19 protein-coding genes are annotated in these 23,080 nt (G+C 73.2%); 8 read left to right on the top strand and 11 right to left on the bottom strand.

Annotated elements, in window-relative coordinates; genetic code table 11:
* From H1A17_RS17405 to H1A17_RS17445, 9 genes are all read right to left on the bottom strand, one after another.
* Entirely contained in the window at nucleotides 1-933 is a 933-nt protein-coding gene (locus H1A17_RS17405) for an aldo/keto reductase (protein WP_309236791.1), read from the bottom strand.
* Nucleotides 934-1,130: 197 nt separating this feature from the next.
* Nucleotides 1,131-1,505, bottom strand: a complete 375-nt coding sequence (locus H1A17_RS17410; protein WP_145919641.1) for a DUF4260 family protein — start codon at nucleotides 1,503-1,505, stop codon at nucleotides 1,131-1,133.
* Complete coding sequence (locus H1A17_RS17415) at nucleotides 1,502-2,071, bottom strand: TetR/AcrR family transcriptional regulator (protein WP_194822348.1); 570 nt, start codon at nucleotides 2,069-2,071, stop codon at nucleotides 1,502-1,504. Before H1A17_RS17415 ends, H1A17_RS17410 begins: the two co-directional genes overlap by 4 nt.
* The gene (locus tag H1A17_RS17420) at nucleotides 2,064-2,900 is read right to left on the bottom strand and encodes an alpha/beta fold hydrolase (RefSeq protein WP_194822349.1); all 837 of its coding nucleotides are present in this window, start codon (nucleotides 2,898-2,900) and stop codon (nucleotides 2,064-2,066) included. The genes H1A17_RS17415 and H1A17_RS17420 overlap by 8 nt, the downstream gene beginning before the upstream one ends.
* A gap of 204 nt (nucleotides 2,901-3,104) precedes the next feature.
* On the bottom strand, nucleotides 3,105-3,854 hold the full coding sequence (locus tag H1A17_RS17425) for an SDR family NAD(P)-dependent oxidoreductase (RefSeq protein WP_145919644.1): 750 nt from the start codon (nucleotides 3,852-3,854) through the stop codon (nucleotides 3,105-3,107).
* Nucleotides 3,854-4,084: a ferredoxin gene (locus H1A17_RS17430; protein WP_168222625.1), complete on the bottom strand. Its 231-nt coding sequence runs from the start codon at nucleotides 4,082-4,084 to the stop codon at nucleotides 3,854-3,856. Before H1A17_RS17430 ends, H1A17_RS17425 begins: the two co-directional genes overlap by 1 nt.
* Nucleotides 4,085-4,140: 56 nt before the next feature.
* Nucleotides 4,141-5,382, bottom strand: coding sequence for a cytochrome P450 (locus H1A17_RS17435; protein WP_145919646.1), 1,242 nt, complete (start codon nucleotides 5,380-5,382; stop codon nucleotides 4,141-4,143).
* Between the two features lie 109 nt (nucleotides 5,383-5,491).
* Nucleotides 5,492-6,319, bottom strand: coding sequence for an alpha/beta fold hydrolase (locus H1A17_RS17440; RefSeq protein ID WP_375372821.1), 828 nt, complete (start codon nucleotides 6,317-6,319; stop codon nucleotides 5,492-5,494).
* 8 nt (nucleotides 6,320-6,327) lie between these two features.
* Nucleotides 6,328-7,617, bottom strand: a complete 1,290-nt coding sequence (locus tag H1A17_RS17445) for a nucleotide disphospho-sugar-binding domain-containing protein (RefSeq protein ID WP_145919648.1) — start codon at nucleotides 7,615-7,617, stop codon at nucleotides 6,328-6,330.
* Between the two features lie 361 nt (nucleotides 7,618-7,978).
* Here H1A17_RS17445 and H1A17_RS17450 point away from each other — a divergent pair, with 361 nt between their 5' ends.
* Complete coding sequence (locus H1A17_RS17450) at nucleotides 7,979-8,425, top strand: SCP2 sterol-binding domain-containing protein (protein ID WP_145919649.1); 447 nt, start codon at nucleotides 7,979-7,981, stop codon at nucleotides 8,423-8,425.
* Nucleotides 8,426-8,539: 114 nt separating this feature from the next.
* Here the strand turns inward: H1A17_RS17450 and H1A17_RS17455 are convergent, their stop codons facing one another.
* Nucleotides 8,540-10,207: a (2,3-dihydroxybenzoyl)adenylate synthase gene (locus tag H1A17_RS17455; protein ID WP_145919650.1), complete on the bottom strand. Its 1,668-nt coding sequence runs from the start codon at nucleotides 10,205-10,207 to the stop codon at nucleotides 8,540-8,542.
* Between the two features lie 396 nt (nucleotides 10,208-10,603).
* Between H1A17_RS17455 and H1A17_RS17460 the strand changes: the two genes are divergently transcribed.
* The 6 genes from H1A17_RS17460 to H1A17_RS17485 all read left to right on the top strand — a co-directional run bounded on the left by H1A17_RS17460 (nucleotide 10,604) and on the right by H1A17_RS17485 (nucleotide 20,735).
* Nucleotides 10,604-15,940 carry a beta-ketoacyl synthase N-terminal-like domain-containing protein gene (locus tag H1A17_RS17460; RefSeq protein WP_375372820.1) on the top strand — a complete coding sequence of 1,779 codons (5,337 nt, stop codon included), beginning with the start codon at nucleotides 10,604-10,606 and terminating at the stop codon, nucleotides 15,938-15,940.
* 228 nt (nucleotides 15,941-16,168) lie between these two features.
* Nucleotides 16,169-16,651 carry an SgcJ/EcaC family oxidoreductase gene (locus H1A17_RS17465; protein ID WP_145919652.1) on the top strand — a complete coding sequence of 161 codons (483 nt, stop codon included), beginning with the start codon at nucleotides 16,169-16,171 and terminating at the stop codon, nucleotides 16,649-16,651.
* 31 nt (nucleotides 16,652-16,682) lie between these two features.
* On the top strand, nucleotides 16,683-17,138 hold the full coding sequence (locus H1A17_RS17470) for an SgcJ/EcaC family oxidoreductase (RefSeq protein WP_145919653.1): 456 nt from the start codon (nucleotides 16,683-16,685) through the stop codon (nucleotides 17,136-17,138).
* A 101-nt stretch (nucleotides 17,139-17,239) separates the two neighbouring features.
* The gene (locus H1A17_RS17475; RefSeq protein ID WP_145919654.1) at nucleotides 17,240-17,722 is read left to right on the top strand and encodes an SgcJ/EcaC family oxidoreductase; all 483 of its coding nucleotides are present in this window, start codon (nucleotides 17,240-17,242) and stop codon (nucleotides 17,720-17,722) included.
* 171 nt (nucleotides 17,723-17,893) lie between these two features.
* Nucleotides 17,894-19,471, top strand: coding sequence for a GMC family oxidoreductase (locus H1A17_RS17480; RefSeq protein ID WP_145919655.1), 1,578 nt, complete (start codon nucleotides 17,894-17,896; stop codon nucleotides 19,469-19,471).
* Nucleotides 19,472-19,547: 76 nt separating this feature from the next.
* Nucleotides 19,548-20,735: an acyl-CoA dehydrogenase family protein gene (locus H1A17_RS17485; RefSeq protein ID WP_194822352.1), complete on the top strand. Its 1,188-nt coding sequence runs from the start codon at nucleotides 19,548-19,550 to the stop codon at nucleotides 20,733-20,735.
* A gap of 87 nt (nucleotides 20,736-20,822) precedes the next feature.
* On the opposite strand, the gene H1A17_RS17490 is transcribed toward H1A17_RS17485, so the two are convergent.
* The gene (locus H1A17_RS17490; RefSeq protein WP_145919657.1) at nucleotides 20,823-21,194 is read right to left on the bottom strand and encodes a YciI family protein; all 372 of its coding nucleotides are present in this window, start codon (nucleotides 21,192-21,194) and stop codon (nucleotides 20,823-20,825) included.
* Nucleotides 21,195-21,308: 114 nt separating this feature from the next.
* Here H1A17_RS17490 and H1A17_RS17495 point away from each other — a divergent pair, with 114 nt between their 5' ends.
* Nucleotides 21,309-22,889 (top strand): MFS transporter, encoded by a 1,581-nt coding sequence (locus H1A17_RS17495; protein WP_145919658.1) that lies wholly within the window; start codon nucleotides 21,309-21,311, stop codon nucleotides 22,887-22,889.
* Nucleotides 22,890-23,080 lie beyond the last annotated feature (191 nt).

Genomic DNA, 23,080 nt, shown 5'->3' on the forward strand with positions numbered 1-23,080 from the left:
TCAGGCCAGCGCGTCGAGCGCGGCCCGGTCCGCCGGGGTCAGCCGCAGCCGGGTGGCGGCCATGTTCTCCTCCAGGTGCCGCACCGAGCTGGTGCCGGGAATGACCAGCACCGTCGGCGAGTAGGCCAGCAGCCAGGCGATCGCGACCTGCGCTCGGGTCGCGCCGTGCCGGTCGGCGACCCCGTCGACGGTACGCCGTTGCGCGGCGCTGAAGTCGGGCCCGAACGGCAGCGGCGGCCGCCCGTGCCGGGCACCGAGCAGCCCCGCCCCCAGCGGGAAGTACGGCACGAAGGCGATGTCCTCCTCGGCGCACCGCCGCAGCACGTCGTGGCACTCCCGGTCGAGCAGGTGGAAGCGGTTCTGCACGGCCGCGATCGGGATCGTCGACCGCGCCTGGTCGAGCTGCTTGACGGTGACGCCGCTGAGCCCGACGCCGCCGATCAGGCCCTCGTCGCGTAGCCGCACCATCATCGCGAACGACTCGGAGAACCGGACGTCGCCCGGCCGCAGCAGCCCGTCCCCGCCGACGCGCAGGTAGACCAGCTCCAGCCGGTCCCGGCCCAACCGGCGCAGGTTCTCCTGCACCTGCCGGCGCAGCTGGTCGGGCGCCCCGGCGGGCACGAAGTCGCCCCACCTGTCGCGCTCCACCCCGATCTTGGTGCCGATGACCAGGTCGTCGGGGTACGGGTGCAGGGCCTCGCGGATCAGGTCGTTGGCCACGTGCGGGCCGTAGAAGTCGCTGGTGTCGAGGTAGTTGACCCCCAGCTCGACCGCCCGGCGCAGCACCGCCAGCGCGCCCGCGTGGTCGTCCGGGGGGCCGAAGGAGCCGGGGCCGGGCAGTTGCATGGTGCCGAAGCCCAGCCGGTTGACGCTCAGCTCGTCGCCGAGCCGGAGCCGCCCGGCCTCCGGCGCGAGCCTGTCCGACAGTGTCACCCTTGCTCCCCTCGGCGGGACGCCGCACCCGCGACGCCCGTGTGTGCGGGCCTGCCCGGTCGGCGGGCGTCGGCGGGGACGCCCGCCTCCCGTCGGCCATCCTCGCGGACGACGGGGACACCGTCGCGCAGGTCGACGCAGCGTGTCGTCGGTGGGGTGACCCTGGGTGGGCGTGGGTGCGGTGCGGGTGGCGGGGGTCAGCGCAGCGGGCGCGGCCCGAAGTCGAGTGCCCGGTCCACGCCGATGTGGAAGAACCAGCAGGCGGCCACGAGCGCCAGCGGCGTCCACCCGGTCGCGTCGAGGGCGTGCGCGAGGCCGTACCCGGCGAGCAGGACGAACGGGGCGACGTAGGTGTGCCCCAGGTTGTAGACGATCGCGCCGACGCGGTGGTCGACGGCGTAGCCGAGCATCGACAGGTCGAAGACGAGGAACAGGGCGAACAGCCACCACCAGGCGAAGCCCGTCAGCACGACGAGGACGACGGCCGCGGCGGCGACGGCCGCGCCCTCGACGCGGTAGAGGACGGGCACCGGGGTGGCCGGTGGTGCGGTGCGGGCGGGCGCGGCGGTCACCGGCCCTTCCAGTTCTCGAGGGCGGACACGACGCTGTCGACGGCCCGGTCGTAGCTGCGTTCCAGGTCGGCGGCGAGCGCGAACGCGCCGGCGGTCTCCAGGCTGACGAAGCCGTGGATGACCGTGCGCAGCAGCCGGGTGGCGTCGACCGCGTCGTCGCCGAGCAGCCGGTAGCCGGCGAGCACGCGGTAGACCACCTGGACGGCGGCGTCGCTCACCCGCCGGTCCTCGGCGTCGTCGGGGGCGGGCGCCCGGACGGTCATCGGGTACTGCGCCGGGTTCTGCTGCGCCCACCTGCGGTAGGCGGTGGCGAGGCTGCGGACCGCGTCGTCGCGGGCCCGGCCGACGCACGCCTCGGCGAGCGTCGTCGACAGGTTCGCCTTGGCGCGGAGCATGATGCCCCGGCGGAGTCCCGGGAGGCCGTCGATGTGCTTGTAGAGCGACGGGACGCGGACGCCGAGGCTCTCGGCGAGCGCGGCGAGGGTGAGTTCGTCGTGCGGGTGCGCTTCGAGCAGGTACGCGCCGCGTGCGACGACCGCGTCGGTAGTGAGGCCGGCCCTAGGCACGGGTGCTGATCCGGGTGAGGAAGTCGAGCACCGCGCCGGTGGTCCGTTCGGGCTGCTGGGACTGCGGGTAGTGGCCGGCGTCGGGCACCATGACCACCTCGCCGCGCAGGGTCTCGCCGATCCAGGCCGCCTCGGCCGCCGGGTCCGTGAAGTCGGGGTCGCGTTCCCCCATGACGACCAGCACCGGGGTGTCCACGTCGGCCAGTCGTGCCTCGGCGGGCCGGTGGTCGGTCTGCCGTGCGGTGCGGGAGAACGCCGTGCCGTAGCCGGGCTGGCGGAGCTTGGCGACGACGGCCGCCCGGTACTCGGCGAAGTCGGCCGGTTTGGTGCCGGCGTAGAGGGTGGGCAGGTAGGCCTTCCAGACGGCGGCCACCCAGAGCGGGGACGTCAGCAGGCGGAAGAGGCTCCGCATGCCGGGGGGCTGCCGGGGGTTGCGGACGAAGGGCCCGACGAGGACGAGTCCGCGGACCTTCCCGGGGTGCTCGGCGGCGACGATGACGCCGGCGCCGGCGGCCAGCGAGTTGCCCACGATGACGGCCGGTCGGCCGAGTTCGTCGATCAGGGCGCTGATGTCGGAGGCGGTTTCGGGGTCGCCGTAGGAGGTGAAGGTGGTGTCGCTGTCGCCGTGGCCGCGCAGGTCGGTGGTGGCCACCGTGTAACCGGCGGCGACCAGGGCGGGGGCGAGGAACCGGTAGGACGAGCGCAGCTCCGCCATGCCGGGGACGAGCACCACCAGCGGGCCGTCGCCCTGCAGGTCGTAGGCGACGCGGCCCTGGGGGCGGTGCAGGTAGCGGGTCGGTGGGTGGGTGCTGCTCCGGGCGTCGGTCATGAAGCTAGCTTAGCTAGCCGAAAAGCTAATGACAATAGCTTTGCCGGGAGGGTGACGCCCGGCACCCGCCCTCACCAGGGGATCACGCCGCACCGGGCCGGCGTGCGGGAATCAGCGACCCCCGCACGCCCGCGCCCGCGGGCACCGCTCGAATCGGATCGACGTCGCGGAAGCGACCAGACCCCCCGGATGGTCGGGGACGGGTCACAACCGGACCAGACCGCCGTCCGCCATGATCGTCTGCCCGGTGACGAACGCGGCGTCGTCGCTGGCCAGGAAGGCCACCGTGCCGACCACGTCCTGCGCCTCGCCGGGCCGCTTGATGGCCTGCATCGCCGCCACGTGCTCCTGCGCCGCGCCGGCCATCGGACTCTCCGCCAGCCCGGGGGTACGCGACAGGGTCGGCCCGACCGCGTTGACCGTGATGCCGTACGAGGCGACGTCGCTGGCGAGCGCCCGGGTGAACCCGATCACCCCCATCTTGCTGGCCATGTAGTGGGTGAACCCGGGCAGGGCCAGCCCGACCGAGTTGGAGGTGAGGTTGACGATCCGCCCCCACCGCGCCTCGCACATGTGGTGCAGCACCGCCTTGGTCATCAGGAACTGCGAGTCGAGGTTGACCGCCAGCACCCGCCGCCACGCCTCGTACTCCAGCTTGAAGATGTTCTTGGCCGGGTAGATGCCGGCGTTGTTGACCAGCACGTGGCAGCCGCCCATCCCGGCGGTGATCTCCGCGCCGATCCGGGCGACGTCGTCGGGGTCCGAGACGTCCCCGGTGACACCGAGGGCCTTGCGCCCCTCGCCCTCCACCAGCGCCACCGTCTCGATCGGGTCGACCAGGTCCACCGCCACCACGTCCATGCCCCGGCGGGCCAGCCCCTGACAGATCGCCTGCCCGATGCCCCGCCCCCCGCCGGTCACCACGGCGATCCGGGTACCGGTGCCGGTCGCCATCAGCCCCACCCCTTCGCCGGCGCGCCCGGGTCGCCGCCGTCGCGGGACCGCCGCCCGGTGGTCAGCCGCAGCGCACCCGACGGGCAGAGGTCGACCGCGACCCGCGCCTGCTCGGCGTCGTCCGGTTGCCGGCGCAGCAGCACCCGGCCGTCCTCGCTCTGGTCGAACAGCTCCGGGGTGGACAGCACGCACTGCCCGGCGCCGATGCACAGGCCCCGGCTCACCACCAGCGTCGTCGTCGGTTCCTCCGCGCCCACCGGGTCGCCCACACTCACCGCAACCTCCCTCACCAGGTCACCGGCAGCCGGTCCAGGCCGTAGATGTTGGACTCCTTGCGGAACGGCAGGCCGTCCAGCTCCTCGGCCAGCCGCAGCCCGGGGATGCGGGCGAACAGGGTACGGAACACGATCTCCAGCTCGGCGCGCGCCAGGTTCTGCCCGATGCACTGGTGGATGCCGTAGCCGAAGGCCATGTGGTGCCGCGCGCCCCGGCGGACGTCCAACACCTCGGCGTCGGTGAAGACGTCGGTGTCCCAGTTGGCGGAGGCGAACGACAGCAGCAGCCCGTCGCCGGCCCGGACCGTCACCCCGCCGACCTCGATGTCGGCGGTGGCCACCCGGGGCAGCGCGTCCACGACCGTGAAGTAGCGCAGCAGCTCCTCCACCGCCAGGCCCATCGCCGTCGGGTCACCGGTGACCACGGCGAGCTGGTCGGGGTTCTCCAACAGCCCGGCCACCCCGAGGGAGATCATGCTGGCGGTGGTCTCGAAGCCGGCCACCAGCAGCAGCATCGCCAACCCGACGAGCATGTCGTGGTCGAACAGCGGGGTCTCCCGGTTCTGCACCACCAGCCGGCCGAGCAGGTCGTCGGTCGGTTCCGCCTCCTTCGCGGTGACCAGCCGGTCCACGTAGGCCCGCAGCTCGCTGCTGGTCTGCTGCCGCTGCTCTGCGGAGACCGTCCGGCGCAACTGGGCGTCGGCGCTGCGGACGATCAGGTCGCGGTCCTCGTACGGCATGCCGAGCAGCTTGGTGATCATCGAGGCGGGGACCGGCAGCGCCAACGCGGCGACCAGGTCCACCGGTTTCGGCCCGGCCAGGATCGTGTCGATGCACTCGTCGACGGTGCGCTGGATGTGCGGGCGCATCTCCTGCGCCCGGCGCAGCGTGAAGTCGCCGATCAGCATCCGCCGCTGCGGGCCGTGCTCCGGCTGGTCGAGCCCGATCAGCGAGCGGCCCACGGCGGCGATGTTGCGGCGGGTCTGCGGGGTCACCGGCTCGGTCAGCGGCAGGTTCGGGTGGAACCGGTCGGCGCTCACCCGGGGATCGGTGAGCAGCCGCCGGACGTCGGCGTAGCGGGTGACCAGCCAGGCGAGCTGCCCGTCCGGTACCCGGACCCGGCTGACCGGCGCCTCGGCGCGCAACCCGACGTACTCGGGGGCGGGGGCGAACGGACAGGTACGGGGCATCGGGAAGTCGGGTGTCTCCCCGGTGGACGCCGCGTTGGCGGCGAATGTGCTGTTAACGGTCATCTTGATCCTCTCGGTGTGTGGGTCGGTGGCCCCGGGCGGCGGCCCGGCCCCCGGAGCCGACACGGAACCCGGCGTCGACCCGGGACGCGCCAGGGCGGCGCGGGCCGGCTCATCCCGGGTGCCGGGCGAGATGGGCGAGCAGTGCCGCGGAGAGCCGGTCCGGCACCTCCTCGGGCACCCAGTGCGACACCCCGTCGAAGGTGAGGAACTCGTACGGGGCCTTCACCCAGGCGCCCGTCCCGTGCGCCGCGACCGGGCCGACACCGATGTCGTCGCTGCCCCAGACGTACAGCGTCGGCACCTCGACCGGCCCCGCCTCGACGTCCTCCGGCCGGGTCGCCCGGTACCAGTTCAACGCGGCGGTCAACGCGCCGGGCGCGGTCAACCGGTCCAGGTACGTGGCCAGCTTCGCCGGCCCCGCCGCGCCCAGCATCCGGCGCAGGAACGCGGCGTCGTCGGCCAGCAGCATCCCCTCGGCCTGCCCCGGCTGCCGGAACATCGCCAGGTACGCCGAGCGGCGCTGCTGGTCGGCGTCGGTGGCCAGCGCGTCGGCGAACGGCCGGGGGTGCGGCACCGACACGGCGGTGAAGGTCCGCAGCAGCTCCGGACGCCGGTCGGCCACCGCCCAGCCGATCGCCGCCCCCCAGTCGTGCCCGACCAGGTCGAACCGCGACCAGCCGAGCTGTCCGGCGACCGTGACGACGTCGCCGACCAGCGCGTCCATCCGGTACTCGTCGACGTCGTCGGGCCGTACCCCGGGGGAGTAGCCGCGCTGGTCGGGCGCGACGGCGTGGTAGCCGGCCGCGCCCAGCGCCGCGAGCTGGTGCTCCCACTCGACGGCCCCCTGCGGGAAACCGTGCAGCAGCAGCACGCCCCGGCCATCGGTGGGGCCGGCGCTCAACGCGTCGAAGGTGCCGGCGTCGGTGGTCAACCGCAGCGACCCGGTCATGTCGGCCGCCCGGCCCGTGCGGCGGCCACGTCCCGGTACTGGTCGACCAGCCGGTGCAGCGCCGGGACCAGGTCGTTCGGGGTGGGCAGGCCGGCCACCTGGGTCCGCAGCCGCTCGGCGTTCGCCTTGAACGACGGGTCCTTGAGCACCCGGCCCAGATCCTCGGCGAGCGCCTCGGAGGTGAGGTGGTCGGCGTCGGCGACGAACCGGCCGGCGCCCTGCTGTTGCAGGCCGTTGGCGTGCGCCAGCGGCCCCCACCACTGGAAGCCCCAGTGCGTCCCCGGAATGATCAGCTGCGGTACGGCCTGCTCGATGGCGGTGGCGAAGGTGCCCGCCCCGCCGTGGTGCACGATCGCCGCGCAGCTCGGCAGCAGCATCGCCAGCGGCACGAAGTCGACCACCCGGACGTTGTCCGGCAGCTTCGGGATGGTGGCGAGCTGCTTGGCGTTGAAGGTCGCGATCACCTCGGCGTCGAGCCCGCTCACCGCGTCCAGCAGGTCGGCGGCGGGGGCCTCGGTGCCGCGCCCGTTGCGGTGCGACTCGCCGAGGGTGAGGCAGATCCGGGGCCGCTGCTGCTCCTCGCGCAACCAGTCCGGAATCCGGGCCGGCGGGTTCACCGCGATGTGCCGCACCGGCACCAGGTGCAGCCCGTCGGGCTGGTACTGCCACGGCGGCATCGGGTCGATGGTGAAGTGCCCGACGGCCACGTCCTCGTCGAACCGGGTGCCGTAGCCGCCCAGCACCCGGTCCAGCCAGTCGCGCAGCGGGTCGCCCTGGTCCCGGGCGGCGCGGCGCAGCTGGGTGATCCCGTCCGGGCCCATCATCATCCGGGCGTGCGGCACCCCGCAGACGGTGGCGGCGGCCGGCGCGGCGTACACCATGGAGTCCCAGACCACCAGGTCGGGCCGCCAGGAGGCGATCAGCGCGACCAGGTCGGCGATCATCTCGTCGGTGGAGAACAGCGCGAAGCCCCAGGAGGCGCGGGACAGCTTCTCCAACGGGTTGTCGCGCGGGAAGTCCTGCTGCAACGGCATCTCCTGGCGTTCACCGGGGGCCATCACCACCGGCGGCGCCTCGCCGGGGCGTACCCCCGGGTAGAAGGCCGGCATCTCCGTGCGCGTCCGACCCACCTCGACCGGCACGAACCCGGCCGCGATGATGGCGTCGGCGATCTCGGGCTGGCTGGCGACGCGGACGTCGTGTCCGGCCGTGCGCAGCGCCCACGCCAACGGCGTCATGATGTGCAGGTGCGCCTTGTTGGCGTGCGGCACGAAGAGCACTCTCATCCGGTCTCCTCAGCTCGGTGTCCCGGCCCGGCGGGCGGCGGCCGGAGGCCGACCGTCACGCGGGCACGGTGCTGCGCCCCCCGTCGACCTCCTCCCCACCATGATCTCGGCCCCGGCCGTCCCGGGACATCTCCATACATGCCCTTTCGCCGGCGGCGACCGGGCATCGTCGAAGTAGGCAGCCCCCGCTGACCTCTCCATACTCGACGGACAGGCGGCCCGTCCGACGCGCCGGCCGCCCACCGGTCGGATGCCCGACACGCCGGTGTCGCCGGCCCGCCGTCACGGTCGCGCCGCGCCCCGCCGCCCGGCCGCCACCCCCGCCCGGCCCCTCCCTGCCCGCACGACGAAAGGGACACCCATGTTCGCCGACGCCGACCCCGCCCTGATGGAACCCCGAGACTTCGCCCGACTGGTCACCGCCACCCCGGTCGACGAGCTGCGCCGGGTGATGGGCGGCCCGCACCGCCGCACCATCCTCGACGGCATCTTCGTCCGGATGCCGACCCTGTTCCGCGCCGACCGGGCCGGCGACACCGAGGCCGTCCTGCACTGGAGCGTCGGCGACCGGCGCGAGGGCACGGTGGACACCTACGAGATGGTCATCGCCGGGGGCGAGTGCGTGTTGTCGGAGCGGCCGGACCGGTCGCCCCGGCTCACCCTCACCCTCAGCGACATCGACTTCCTGAAACTGGTCAGCAGCAACGCCAACCCGGTCACCATGTTCGTGCTGGGCCGGATGAAGGCCAAGGGCGACCGGGGGCTGGCCATGCGCATCCCCACCCTGTTCGACATCCCGAAACCCTGACCGGACACGAGGGCGGGGGCGCACCCGGTGCGCCCCCGCCCTCGTGTCACCCCCGTCCCGCCCCCGTCGACGGCCGGCGGGTGGCCGGGCCGCCCCACCGGCCCGCCCGGTGGGTCAGCCGGCGAGCCGGCGGCCGACGTCCGCGCGGAGCTGCTTCTTGTTCACCTTGCCGACCGCCGTGAACGGCAGCTCGTCGACGGTCACCAGCAGCTCCGGCAGCTTGAACGCGGCGACCCCGGCCTGCTGCATCACCGCCCGCACGTCCTGCAGGGCCACCGTCCGGCCGGGCTGCGGCACCACGTAGAGGCAGACCCGCTCGCCCAGCTCGGCGTCCGGCATGGCGACCGCGGCGGCCAGGCTCACCGCGTCGAGCTGGTAGGCGAAGTTCTCCACCTCCTCGGCGGAGATCTTCTCGCCGCCCCGGTTGATCAGATCCTTGTCCCGACCCTCGATGACCAGGTTCCCGTCGGGCCGGAGCCGGACGATGTCCCCGGTGTTGTACCAGCCGTCGGTGAACGCCCGCGCGGTCAGCTCCGGCGACCGGTAGTAGCCGCGCGGCGTGTACGGCCCCCGGGTCAGCAGCACCCCCGGCTCGCCCGGCGGCACCGGCCGCCCGTCCTCGTCGACCAGCCGCAGCTCGTCGTCGGGGCAGATCGGCCGGCCCTGGCTGTGGCACACCACGTCCTGCGGGTCGTCCGGGCGGGTGAGGCAGAGCAGCCCCTCCGCCATGCCGTACACCTGCTGCAGCTCGCAGCCGAGCACCGGCGTCACCCGCTGGGCCACCTGGTCGGCCAGCCGGGAGCCGGCGACCTGGACCCGGCGCAGCGAGCTGAGGTCCCGGTCCGGGTCCTTCTCCCGGTACTCCAGCCAGCGTTGCACCGCGGCGGGCACCAGCGAGGTGAAGGTGGCCCGTTCCCGCTGCACCGCCTCGAACGCCCGCTCCGGCGCGGGCGACGGCAGGATCACCACCCGACCGCCGGCCAGCAGCGTGCCCAGGATGCCCGGCCCGGCCATCGGGTAGCCGTGCGCCAGCGGCAGCACCGCCAGGTAGACCGTCGACGCGTCCACCTCGGACAGTTCGGCGGCGCGGCGCATCATGTAGCCGTAGTCGTCGTGGGTCCGGGCGATCAGCTTCGGCACCCCGGTGGTGCCGCCGGAGAGCAGGAACAGGGCTACCGCCGAACCGGCGGGCGCGGCGGCGTCGAGCGCCGAGCGGGCCGCCGCCGGGACGTCCGCCGGCCGGCACAGCCGCCGCAGGTCGACACTGTCCGCGCGGACGTCCGCCCCGGCGACCAGCACGTGCCGCAGGGTCGGCGCGTCGGCGGCCACCTCGTGGGCCAGCGCCTGGTGGTCGAAGTCCTTCAACACGTCCGGTACGACCAGCGCCCGTGCCCCGGTCAACGCCACGATCGCGGCGATCTCCTGCCGCCGGTGCGCCGGCAGCGCCATCACCGGGACCGCGCCCAGCCGGAAGCAGGCCACCGTCAGCACGACGAACTCCCAGCAGTTGGGCAGCTGCACCACCACCCGGTCGTCGGGACGTATCCCCAGCTCCCGCAGGCGCTCGGCGGCGCCGTCGGCGCGGGCGGTCAGCTCGGCGAAGGTGAGGCGTACCGGGCCGTCGACCAGGCACGTCCTGGCGGGGTCGGCGTCGGCGGCGGCGTACAGGTACGCCCCGAGCGGCCGGTGGGTCCAGTAGCCCCGGTCGGTGTACCGCGCCACCAGCTCCGGCGGCCACGGCACGGTCCCGTCGAGGGTAGGTCGGGTCGCTTCTGCGGACATGTCGGGCCCTCCCGATCCGATCGGTCGACACGGCGCACCGGCGTCGGAGCCCGGGCGGCGCGACGCGAAATCGTGTGTCGAACTCGCGGGGAAACCGTACGGAGGCGTGCCGCCGAGTTCCTTCTCCCGCATTGCGCTATTGCCCGCCCCGGCATTAGCGGAGGTCACCGCCGGTCCTGCCGGCCGTCCACCGCCGGGGACGATCGCACTCAGGAAGGTGCCCCTCCGATCGGCCAAGGAACAGGATGTTTCGCAGTTGAGGTCAGCGTCCGGACCTGACCGTCACCGCGACATTTCCGAAGGACAGCGACCACCGCATCCGGCTGTGTTCCGGATGCGGTCGGCGATGTGGAGAGGAGCCTGGACGTGAGCCAGGATGGGGAATTTTCTGACGCCGTGGCCATTGTCGGTATGAGCTGCCGGTTCGCCCCTGACCTTGACTCGTTGGAGAAGTTCTGGGCATTTCTCATCGGTGGTAGACATGCCGTGAGCGCCATGCCCGACAAGCGGTGGGAACCGTACGCCTCGACCAGCCCCCAGGCCACCGCGATCCTGCGGAAGACGACCCGGCTGGGCTCATTCCTCGACGACATCGAGGGATTCGACGCGGACTTCTTCGGCATCTCTCCCCGGGAGGCGGACTTCCTCGACCCGCAACAGCGGATCGTGTTGGAGTTGGCCTGGGAGGCGCTCGGCAACGCGGGCGTGCCGCCGTTGTCGCTGCGCGGTTCGGACGCCGGTGTCTTCGTGGCCGCCAATTCCAACGACTACGGCCGTCGACTGTTGGAGGACATTCCGCGGACCGGCGCCTGGGCGGTCAACGGCACCACCTACTACGGCATCGCCAACCGCATCTCGTACTTCCTGGACCTGCGCGGGCCCAGCATGGCGGTGGACACCGCCTGCGCCGGTTCGCTCACCGCGCTGCACCTGGCCTGCCAGAGCCTGCGCGAGGGGGAGATCCCGCTGGCCGTCGTCGGTGGGGTCAACATCATGGCCAGCCCGACGCTGTTCGTCGCCCTGGACGCGGCCGGGGCGACCGCCCCGGACGGCCGCAGCAAGGCGTTCGCCGCCGACGCCGACGGCTACGGCCGGGGTGAGGGCGCCGGCGTGGTGGTGCTCAAGCGGCTGGCCGACGCCCGCCGTGACGGCGACGAGGTGCTCGCGCTGATCCCCGGCAGCGGGGTGTTCCAGGACGGCCGTTCCGACGGCATGATGGCGCCCAACGGCTCGGCCCAGGAGCACATGCTCCGGGTGGCCTACGAGCGGGCCGGCATCGACCCGGAGACGGTGCACTACGTCGAGGCGCACGGCACCGGCACCCCGGTCGGCGACCGGGAGGAGGCCAAGGCGCTGGCCGCCGTCTTCGGCGCCGGCCGGGCCCCCGACGCGCCCTGCCTGGTCGGCTCGGTGAAGCCCAACATCGGGCACGTCGAGGCCGGTTCGGGCATCGCCGGTGTGATCAAGGCGGTGCTGGCGCTGCGGCACGCGGAGATCCCGCCGAGCCTGCACCGCGAGCCGAACCCGGACTTCGACTGGGCCGGCTCCGGGCTGCGCCTGATCGGTGAGCGGTCGCCCTGGCCGGCCGGTGACGGTCCGCGTCGGGCCGGCGTGTCCAGCTACGGCGTCGGCGGTTCCATCTCGCACGTCATCCTCCAGGAGGCGCCGCCCACCCCGACCGCCGTGGCCGGGGCCACGGCCGCCGACGCGACGGCCGGCACGGTGTCGGCCGAGACCACCGCCGGCACCCGGCCGTCGGTGTACCCGCTCTCGGCGATGTCCGAGGCCGGGGTGGCGGCGCTGGCCGCGCGTACGGCCGACTGGCTGACGGAGCACCCGGGGGCGTCCCTGCCGTCGGTGGGGCACACCCTGGCGCACCGCCGCTCGCACCTGCCGCAGCGGGCCGCCGTGCTGGCCGCCTCGCCCGAGGAACTCGTCGAGCGGCTGCGGGAGGTGGCCGACGGCCGTACCACCCCACAGGCCGCCCGGGGCCGGACGGTGGCCGACCCGGCCCCGGTGGTCTGGGTCTTCTCCGGGCACGGCGCGCAGTGGGCGGGCATGGGCCGGCAGTTGCTGCGCGACGAGCCGGTCTTCGCCGCCGCCGTCGACGCGCTGGCCGAGGTGTTCCGCGAGGAACTCGGCTGGACGCCGCGCGAGGCGCTCACCGCCGGTGGCCCGTGGAGCGGGGTGGAGGTGCAGGCGTTGACCTTCGCCACCCAGGTCGCCCTGGCGCAGACCTGGCGGGCCCGGGGGCTCACCCCGGCCGCGGTGATCGGGCACTCGGTGGGGGAGATCGCCGCCGCCGCCGTCGCCGGCAGCCTGGACGTGTTGGCCGCCGCCCGGTTCGCCTGCCGGCGGGCGCGCGCCCTGGAACGCCTCCAGGGCCAGGGCGGGATGGCTATGGTCGGGCTCGGCTTCGACGAGGCCCGGCAGCGGCTCGCCGGCCAGGTCGGTGTGGTCGCCGCCATCTCGGCCAGCCCGACGTCCACGGTGCTCTCCGGCGACCGGGAGGCCGTCGAGCAGATCGTGACCCGGTGGCGGGAGGAGGGGGTGGCGGTGTGGCGGGTCGACAGCGACATCGCCTTCCACAGCCCGCACGTCGACGCGGCGGTGGCCGAGGTCGCCGCGGCGGCCGGCGCGCTGCGGCCGCAGACGCCCCGGACCACCCTCTACAGCACCGCGCTGACCGACCCCCGGTCGACCGCCCCGCGTGACGGGGCGTACTGGGTGGCGAACCTGCGCGAGCCGGTGCGGTTCACCGACGCGGTGACGGCGGCGGTCGCCGACGGGTACCGGGTCTTCCTGGAGGTCTCCACCCACCCGGTGGTCACCCACTCCATCGGGGAGACCCTCGCCCACCTCGGCGTCGAGGACGCCACCGTGGTGCACAGCCTGCGCCGCGACACCGACGAGGTCCGCGCCCTGCTGGGCGGCCTGGCCCGGCTGTACTGCGCGGGCGCGGCGGTGGACTGGGGGCGGCTGCACCCGACCGGGGCGCTGCTGCCGATGCCGTCGGTGGCCTGGCAGCACCGGCCGTACTGGATCTTCCCGGAGGCCCGGGCGGAGTCCGGCCCCGGCGGGGGTCACGACCCGGAGCGGCACAGCCTGCTCGGCGGCCGGATGACGGTCTCCGGCGCGCCGCCCCGGCAGGTGTGGCAGACCTACCTGGACATGTCCTCGCGGCCCTACCCGCTCGACCACGAGGTGGTCGACGTCGAGATCACCCCGGCCGCCGTACTGATCAACAGCTTCGCCCTGGCCGCCGGGGAGGACGGCCGGCTGCCCGCGCTGGCCGACATCGTGCTGCGGACGCCGCTGGCCGTCGCACCGCCCCGGGTGGTGCAGATCGTGCTGTCGGAGAACACCGCCCGGCTGGCCACCCGGGTCGCCCCGCAGGACGGCGCCCCCGTCGTCGACGACGAGGAGTACGAGTGGATCACCCACTCGACGGCGACCATCGACTGGAGCACCGAACTGGTCGACGGCCGGGTGGACGCCGACGAGGTGCGGGCCCGGTGCCCGCAGGAGTGGTCCTGGCAGCGGGTCGACGAGATGTTCCGCCGGATGGGCGTCGGCGGCTACGCGTTCCCCTGGGACGTGGTGGAGCTGCGCCGCAACGACGAGGAGCAGCTCGCCGACATCGTCATCGTGCCGCCGCCGGCGCAGACCGCCACCAGCTGGGCGCACGTCATCGACGGCGCGCTGACCATCAGCGCGGTGCTGGTCACCCCGGAGTACGCCCGGCACCAGTGGATGTCCTCGCACATCGAGTCGGTGGTCTTCAAGGGGGAACCACCGGCGCACATCACCGTCCACTCGGTACGCTCCCCGCGGTCGCCGCAGGACACCGTGGACGTGCAGGTGGCCAACGAGCACGGCGAGGTCGTCTGCCAGGTACGTGGCCTGCGGTTCTCCGCCATCTCGGACACCGACAGCGCGGTGGCCGCCCCCCGCGAGCTGGTGCACGAGGTGGTCTGGCGGCCGCTGGACCTCGACGTCGACGGCGTCGCCACCGACCTGTTCCGGGTGGTCGTCGTCGGTGACGACGCCGCCGCCGGTGACCTGGCCGGGGCGCTGGCCGGCACCGGGCTGCGCACGGTGCGGGTGGACGGCCCGGACGAGCTGGCCACGGTCGGTCTCACCCCGCGCGACGCGGTCCTGGTCGCGCCGGGCGTCGGCGACGCCGACGAGTCGGCCGAGCAGGCCGCCGAGCGGTGCGGCTGGACGTTGATCCGCAGCGCCCAGGCGTTGATCGAGGCGCAGGCGGCCGGGGGCGACCCGGCGGCGCCGCAGCCCCGGCTGTGGTGCCTGACCAGGGGTGTCCGGCAGGCGGTGGGGGAGCGGTCGCTGGCCCACGCCCCGCTGTGGGGCATCGCCCGGATCTTCGCCGGGGAACACCCGGACCTGTGGGGCGGGGTCGTCGACCTCGCCGACGACGCCGACGTCCCCGCCGCCACGGTGGCGACGGTCCTGCGCCGGCTCACCGGCGACGAGGACATCGTCTCCGTCGACGGTGGCGGTGCGGTGGCGGTGCAGCGGCTCGGTCAGGTCGAGCGGCCCGCCGACGGCACCGCGTTGCAGTGCCGGCCGACCGACACGTACCTGATCACCGGTGGCCTCGGCGCGCTCGGGCTGATGGTGGCCCGGTGGCTGGCCGACCGGGGGGCCCGGCGCATCCTGCTGGCCGGCCGCCGGGGTCTGCCGCCGCGCGCACGGTGGGACGACGACCACGACGTGCGGACCCGCCGGCAGATCGACGGGGTGCTCGAACTGGAGGCGCTCGGGGTGACCGTCCGGACCCTGGCGTTGGACATCACCGACCCGGTGGAGGTCGCGGCGGCGCTCGACCCGGCCTCGCACGGCATGCCGGCGGTACGCGGCATCGTGCACGCCGCCGGGGTGGTCCGCGACGCGATGGTGGACAAGGTGGACCGTGAGGGGCTGCACGACGTCCTCGGGCCCAAGGTGAACGGGGCGATGGTGCTGCACCGCCTCTTCCCCCCGGGCACGCTGGACTTCTTCGTGATGTTCTCGTCCTGCGGGCAGTTCACCCGGCTGACCGGGCAGACCACCTACGCGGCGGCCAACTCGTTCCTGGACACCCTCGCTGCGCACCGGCACGCCGACGGCCACACCGAGACGACCAGCCTCGGCTGGACGTCCTGGCGCGGGGTGGGCATGTCCGAGTCGATCTCGTCGACCATGCTGGAGGCCAACTCGCGGGGCCTGGACGCGATCTCGGTGACCGAGGCGTTCCGGGCCTGGGCCTTCGCCGACCGGTTCCACAGCCCGTACCACGCGATCCTGCGGGTGCTGGCACCGACCACCAACGCCCCCCGGCTGCCGATGCTGCGGGAGCTGACCGCCACCCGCTCGACCACCGAGGTCGGCACCGGCCAGACGTTCAGCGTCGACTGGGCCGACACCCCGGAGCAGGAACTGCGGGAGCTGGTCACCGCCGACGTGCGGGAGCAGGCCGCCGCCGAGCTGAGCCTGGCCGCCGAGGACCTGGAGCTGCGCCGACCGCTGGTCGAGCTGGGGGTCGACTCGGTGATGACGGTGGCGCTGCGGGTGCGCCTACAGGGCCGGTACGGCCTGGAGCTGCCGCCGAACATCCTGTGGAACAAGCCGACCATCGCCGCCCTGGCCGACCACATCGTCGACAGTCTCCGCCCCGCGGAGCCGACCGACGACGACCCGGCCGACGACCCGGCCACGCTGCGGGTGGGCTGACCCCCGCCTGCGGCGATCCCGCCGTACCCCGGCCGGTGCACCACCGGCCGGGGTACGGCATTTCGCTGTCCCGGCCCCGGAAAACCGATTCTCGGAAACGGTCGTCGACATCGCAATCGGGGAGATGTCAGCGCTCTCGCACCGCCGGAGGATAGGGGGGACGGACGGACCGTTCGGGGGTGAATGTGTCCACTGTCCGCAGTAGTCACAGGAGAGGAAGCGACCACGATGTCCACTGGTACCCAGGTGGCTCCGGCCATTGACGGAGAAAAGGCGCTCGACGCGTATTACGGGTCGTTCACCAGCGCTCAGGAAAAGGAGGTCCTCACCGTTCCGTTGCGGCTGGTGGAGGCCTGGTCCCGCAACGACGCCGCCGGGGTGGCGAATTCGTTCACCGAGGACGGCGTCATGATCCTGCCCGGTGACGTGTTCAAGAAGGGCCGCGACGAGATCCGGGCGTTCATGGCCGCCGCGTACGCCGGGCCGTTCAAGGGCACCGGGGTCACCGGCCGCCCGGTCGACGTCCGGATCATCGCCGACGACGCCGCCCTGATCCGTACCCACGGCGGCATCCTCGCCGCCGGCCAGACGGAGATCGCGGAGGAGTTGGCCGTGCGCTCCACCTGGGTCGTCGTCAAGCGGGACGGCAAGTGGCAGCTCGCCGGCTACCAGAACAGCCCGCGCGGCGCCGGCGCGACGCTGCGCTGGTGACCGGGCACCCACTCGGACAGGAGGAGACAGCATGAGCACCGAGGGCGCGTCGCTCGTGGCCGGCGCCAAGCAGTGGGCCTCGTACTACGGCGACTTCCCCAACGGGGTGGAAGGGGCGGTGCTGACCGCGCCGCTGCGCTGCCGGGCGGCGTGGGACGCCAACGACGCCGAGGGCTTCGCCTCCCTCTTCATCGACAACGGCAGCATGCTGGTCGGCGACAACCAGCTGATGAGCCGTGACGAGATCCGGACGTACCTCGGCGAGCTGTTCGCCGGCCCGTACAAGGGCTCCCGGCTGACCCTGGAGTTCAGCGAGATCCAGGTCGTCTCGGAGTCGATGGCGTTGGCGGTCAGCGTCGGCGGGGTCGTCTACGCCGACGCCGCCGCCCTCGCCCCGGGCGACAACGTCCGCATCATGTGGGTCGTCGTCAAGCGGGACGGCGACTGGCGGATCGCCTCCTACCAGAGCAGCCCGATCACCGGCTGACACGGCCCCGGCCCGAGCCGGGGGCGACCAGCGGGCCGGCCAGGGCCGGGACGACGAACGGGTCGGCCCGGCCCTGGACGACGAGAGGAGAAGAGGGACCGATGACCACGACCATGGCACCCTGGGGAGACGCCTCGGCGCTGCTGGCCGCCGCGGGTGTCCCCGAGGACCCGTCCTACTACCGGGGGTACACCGACGCCGACGAGCGGGCGGCGCTGACGGTGGCCATGCGCATCCAGGCGGCCTGGGCGGCCAACGACGCCGACATGTTCGCCGACGTGTTCACCGACAACGGCAGCCTGCTGATGCGCGACGAGCAGCTCACCAGCCGGGAGGAGATCCGGGCGTACATGTCCCGGGGCTTCGCCGGGCCGCTGCGGGGCGCCCGGGTGAAGGGTTGGCCGGTCGAGGTCACCTTCCTCACCGACGACGTCGCCCTGGTGGTGACCGAGGGCGGCATCATCATGGCCGGCCAGGACGACATCGCGCCGGAGAACTTCATCCGGGCCACCTGGGTGATGCTGCGCCAACCCGACGGCCAGCTCCGGTTGGTCTCGCACCAGAGCAGCCCGATCAGGGGCTGACGCAAGCGCGGTCGACGACGACCGCCCGACTGCCGGGGTCGTGGTGACGACGGGATGCCGATCACGGTCACCACGGCCTCGGGGCACGCCCGGCGGGGACCGCCCGGTCCCCGCCGGTGGCGCGGTGACCCGCGACCGACAACCGGAAACCTGACCTTGGAGGGTGCAGTGGTGTACGACTACGTCATCGTCGGCGCGGGATCAGCGGGGTGTGTCCTGGCCGCCCGGCTCACCGAGGACCCCGACGTCACGGTGTGCCTGATCGAGGCGGGTCCCCGGGACACCGCCGACAACATCCACGTCCCGGTGGCCTTCGGCACCCTGTTCCGCACCCACCTGGACTGGGACTACGACACCCACGAGGAGCCGGCGCTGGGCCGGCGGCGGGTCTACCTGCCCCGGGGCCGGGTGCTGGGCGGCACCAGCTCGATCAACACGATGGTCTACATCCGGGGCGCGCGCGGCGACTTCGACGGCTGGGGGCAGCCCGGCTGGGACTTCGACGACCTGCTGCCGTACTTCAAGCGCTCCGAGGACAACGAGCGCGGCGCGTCGACGTACCACGGGGTCGGCGGGCCGCTGGCGGTCTCCGAGGGACGGGCCAACAACCCGATGTCGTCGGCGTTCGTCCAGGCGGCCACCGAGGCCGGCTACGGGGTCAACGACGACTTCAACGGCGCCGCCCAGGAGGGCTTCGGCTTCTTCCAGCTCACCCAGCGCGACGGCCGCCGGGAGAGCACCGCGACCGCGTTCCTGCACCCCGCCCTCGACCGGCCCAACCTGACCGTGGAGACCAACGTCCACGTGCACCGGGTGCTGATCGAGAACGGCCGGGCGGTCGGCGTGACCGGCACCCGGCTGGACGACACGCTGACCGTCACCGCGTCCCGGGAGGTCATCCTCGCCGCCGGGGCGTACAACTCGCCGCAGCTGCTGATGCTCTCCGGGGTCGGCCCGGCCCCGCTGCTCGGCGCGCTCGGCGTGCCGGTGCTGCTGGACCAGCCGCAGGTGGGGCAGAACCTCCAGGACCACGCCCTGATCCCGCTGGTCTACACCCACTCGCAGCCGATCAGCCTGCTCGCCGCCAACCAGCCCGAGCACCTGGAGCGCTTCCTGACCGAGGGGCGCGGCCCGATGACGGCCAACGGGCCGGAGGCCGGCGGCTTCGTGCGGACCCGCGACGACCTGACCGCCCCGGACGCGGAGTTCCTGGCCGCGCCGGTGATGTTCGCCGACAGCGGGCTGGGCACCCCCACCCACCACTCGATCTCGTACGGCCCGTCGATGATCGCCCCGCGCAGCCGGGGGTACGTGCTGCTCGCCTCGGCCGACCCGACGGCCAAGCCGAAGATCGTGCACAACTACTTCCAGGACGAGCGTGACCTCGACGACGCGGTCGCGGCCACCCGGATCGGCATCCGGATCGCACAGCAGAAGGCGCTCGCCCCGTACACCGAGGGGCAGTTCGCCCCGCCGGCCTCGGAGTCCGACGAGGACCTGCGGCACTACGTCCGGCAGTACGCGCACTCGATCTTCCACCCGGCGGGCACCTGCGCGATGGGCGCCGTGGTCGACGAGGAGTTGCGGGTCAACGGGCTGGACGGGCTGCGGGTGGTCGACGCCAGCGTCATGCCCACCCTGGTCCGGGGCAACCCGAACGCCGCCGTCATCGCCATCGCGGAGAAGGCGGCGGACCTGATCGCCGGGGTCGCGCCGCTGCCCCGGCAGGCCGAGGCGGTCGCCCGGTGACCGCCCGCCCCTTGTTCGTCCCGGTGGACGGCGTCCCGTCCGTCGACCGTACCCGTGACCGCACAGGAGGAGTGAGATGACCAGCGCGACCGAGGCCCCCCCGAGGGACGAACTGGTACGCCGCGCCAGTGAGCTGGTGCCGCTGCTGCGCAAGCACGCGGGCTGGCAGGAGGAGAACCGGCGGCTGCACGACGAGACGGTCGAGGCGCTGGCCGACGCCGGCCTGTTCCGGATGCGGGTGCCGCGCCGCTACGGCGGGTACGAGTCGGACACCCGCACCCTGCACGAGGTGATGGTGGAGCTGGGCCGGGGCGACGGCTCGGTGGCCTGGACGGCGTCGGTGTGGGCGATCCCCGGCTGGATGGTCGGGATGTTCCCCGACGAGGTGCAGGACGAGGTCTACTCCACCCCCGACGTGCGGATCTGCGGGACGTTGAGCCCGTCGGCCAGCGGCACCCCGAAGCCCGGCGGTGGCATGGTGCTCAACGGCAGCTGGAGTTTCATCAGCGGTGCCCTGCACAGCCACTGGCAGGAGGTCATCGCGATGGCCCCGGCCCCGGACGGGGTGAGCCAGTGGCCGGTGATGGCCCTGGTGCCGCTGTCCGACCTGGAGATCGTCGACGACTGGTACACCGCCGGCCTACAGGGGTCGGGCAGCATCACCACGGTGGCCCGGGACGTGTTCGTGCCGCAGGAGCGGATCGTGCCGATGCCCGCCGTGCTCCAGGGGCAGAGCGCCTCGGCGCTCAACCGGGACCTGCCGATGTACCGCAACCCGCTGCTCGGGGTGGCGAACGCCTCCTCGGCCGGCACGGTGATCGGGCTGGCCCGGGCGGCGCGGGAGTTCTTCCTGGAGCGGCTCGACCGGAAGATCACCTACACCGACTACGCGACGCAGCGGGAGGCCCCGGTCACCCACGTCCAGCTCGCCGAGGCGACCATGAAGATCGACGAGGCCGAGTTCCACGCCCAGCGGATCACCGGCCTGGTCGACGCCAAGGGCGTCAGCGGTGAGCCGTGGACGCTGGAGGAGCGGGCCCGGACCCGGGCCGACATCGGGGCGATCTGCCAGCTCGGCCGGGCCGCCGTGGACCTGCTCGGGATGGCCAGCGGTGGCTCGTCGATCCTGCGTCAGGCCCCGATGCAGCGGGTGGTACGGGACATGTACGCGGTCAACCTGCACGCGCTGATGGTCCCGTCGACGAACCTCGAACTCTATGGCCGGGTGCTCTGCGGGCTGGAGCCCAACTCGCCGTACATCTGAGTTGGCCCGTCCGCCGCGGTGGACGGCCCGGACGAAGTGGACCCGCGGCACCGGTCGGTGCCGCGGGTCCGCCGCGTGTGCGGGTCGTCACATGTCGGGGCCACCGGCACCGAGCACCGGACGGACCTCGACCAGGCCGAAGTTGGCCTCGGGGATCCGGGCGGCGTGCCCGACCGCCTGCTCGATGGTGTCGCACTCGATCAGGTAGATCCCGGCGACGTACTCCTTGACCTCGGGGAACGGGCCGTCGGTGGTGCTGACCTTGCCGTCGCTGACCAGGACCTTCTTGGCCTGCCCCTGGTCGGCGAGCGCCTCGGAGACGATCAGCTCGCCCGACTCGGCCAGATCCTCCACCAGCGACATGTGCGCCTTGAAGCCCGTCTCCCGCTCGCTGTCGGACATGTTCTGCCAGGCGTCCCGGGTCTGCTGGTTGTGGCTGATCATGATCAGGTACTTCATGGGTGCCTCCTGAAGGCTCGAACTATTTGCTTACCCGTATGTCGAAACCAACGAGCCAGCTTCGACATCCAGGCAGAAGCACATGCGACGTGCGTCGATGTCGAGGAGGGCACCATGAGCACCGGTACCACACCGAGTTCGGACGAGGCGCTGGACGCGTCCGCGGACCGGCCGGATCCCCGTCGGTGGAAGGCGCTGGCGCTGCTCGGCTTCGTCCAGTTCATGTTCGTCATCGACATGACCGTGGTCAGCGTCGCGCTGCCGCGCATCCAGGGTGAGCTCGACATGTCCCGCACCGGGCTGGCCTGGGTCGTCAACGGCTACGTCCTGATGGCCGGCGGGCTGCTGCTGTTCGGCGGCCGGCTCGCCGACCTGTTCGGCCGGCGGCGGATCTTCGTCACCGGCGTGGTCATCTTCGCCATCGCCTCGGTCATCTCCGGCGCCGCGATGAACCCCGAGATGCTCATCTACAGCCGCTTCCTCCAGGGCGTCGGCGAGGCGCTGGCCGCCCCGGCCGCGCTGGGCATCGTCTTCCTGCTCTTCTCGGCCCCGGCCGACCGGGTCAAGGCGGTCGGCATCTGGGGTGGCCTGTCCGGCCTGGCCGGCACCCTCGGCCCGGTCGTCGGCGGGCTCATCGTCGCCGACGCCAGCTGGCGCTGGATCTTCTACGTCAACGTCCCGGTCGCGGTGATCGCGCTGGCCCTGGTGGGCCGGCTGGTCGGCGAGACCCGGATGGAGCGCACCGGGCAGAAGTTCAACTTCGCCGGTGTGCTGACCGCCACCGCCGGTCTGGTGGCCATCGTCTACGGCCTGCTCCAGGCCGCCGAGCGGTCCTGGCTGTCGACGCAGGTGCTGCTGCCGCTCTTCGGTGGGCTGCTGCTGATCGGGCTGATGCTGCTGATCGAGTCGCGGGCCGCCGCGCCGCTGATCCCGCTGCGCTTCTTCACCAACCGCACCCGCGCGGTGGGCTACCTGGTCGGCCTGACCCTCTCCTGCGCCTTCTTCGGCTTCACCTTCCTGACCACCCTCTTCGAGCAGCAGGTGCTCGGCTACTCGCCGCTCAAGGGCGGCCTCTCCTTCATCCCGGTCGGCCTGGGCATCGCCTTCGGCGTCGGGCTGTCCACCGGCATGATCCCGAAGTTCGGCGTCAAGCCGGTGATCATCGTGGGTCTGCTCGGCGTGACCGCCGGTCTGCTGCTGCTCAGCGGGATCTCCGTGGACACCCACTACGCCAGCGGCATCCTGCCCGGCATGCTGGTGCTGGGCCTGTTCTTCGGCCTGGCGATGCCCGGCACCGCCAACACCGCGCTCTACAAGGTGGGCACCCAGGACACCGGGCTCGCCTCCGCCATGCAGAACGTGATGCAGCAGGTCGGTGGCGCGCTCGGCCTGTCGGTGCTGGTGGCGTTGGCCCTGCGGCTCGGCGGGGACCGGCTCGCCGAGGGGGTGAACGCGAGGGTCGCCGCCACCGAGGGCTACGTGCTGTCGTACCGGGTGTCGGCGGTGCTGCTCGTGGTCGTCGCCGTCATCGTGCTCCTGCTGCTGGACAAGATCGGTCTCCAGGGCGACTGGGCGGAGCCGGCCGCCCAGACGCCGGCCGACGCCCCGTCGGCCACCGCGGACACCCCGTCGGGTGACCCGAGCACCGCCGGCACCTCCACCGACGACCGGTCCAGCGCTCCGCCCGGACGCTGACCGGTCGGCGTCCGGGCCGTTGCCGCAGCCCGGACGTCGTTCCCGTCCCGACCTGACCCACCCCCCCGGGTCCGTGCGGGACGTGCCGGCCGGCCCTCCCACCGGGCCGGCCGGCACCCCGGGGCCGGCCGCACCCGGCCCCGCCGCGCCACCTGGACCGTCCCCCCGGTCCGGGCCGGAGAAGCCTGCCG

It is taken from the genome of Micromonospora sp. S-DT3-3-22, from assembly GCF_015354745.1.
GTDB classification, from domain to species: domain Bacteria; phylum Actinomycetota; class Actinomycetes; order Mycobacteriales; family Micromonosporaceae; genus Micromonospora; species Micromonospora wenchangensis.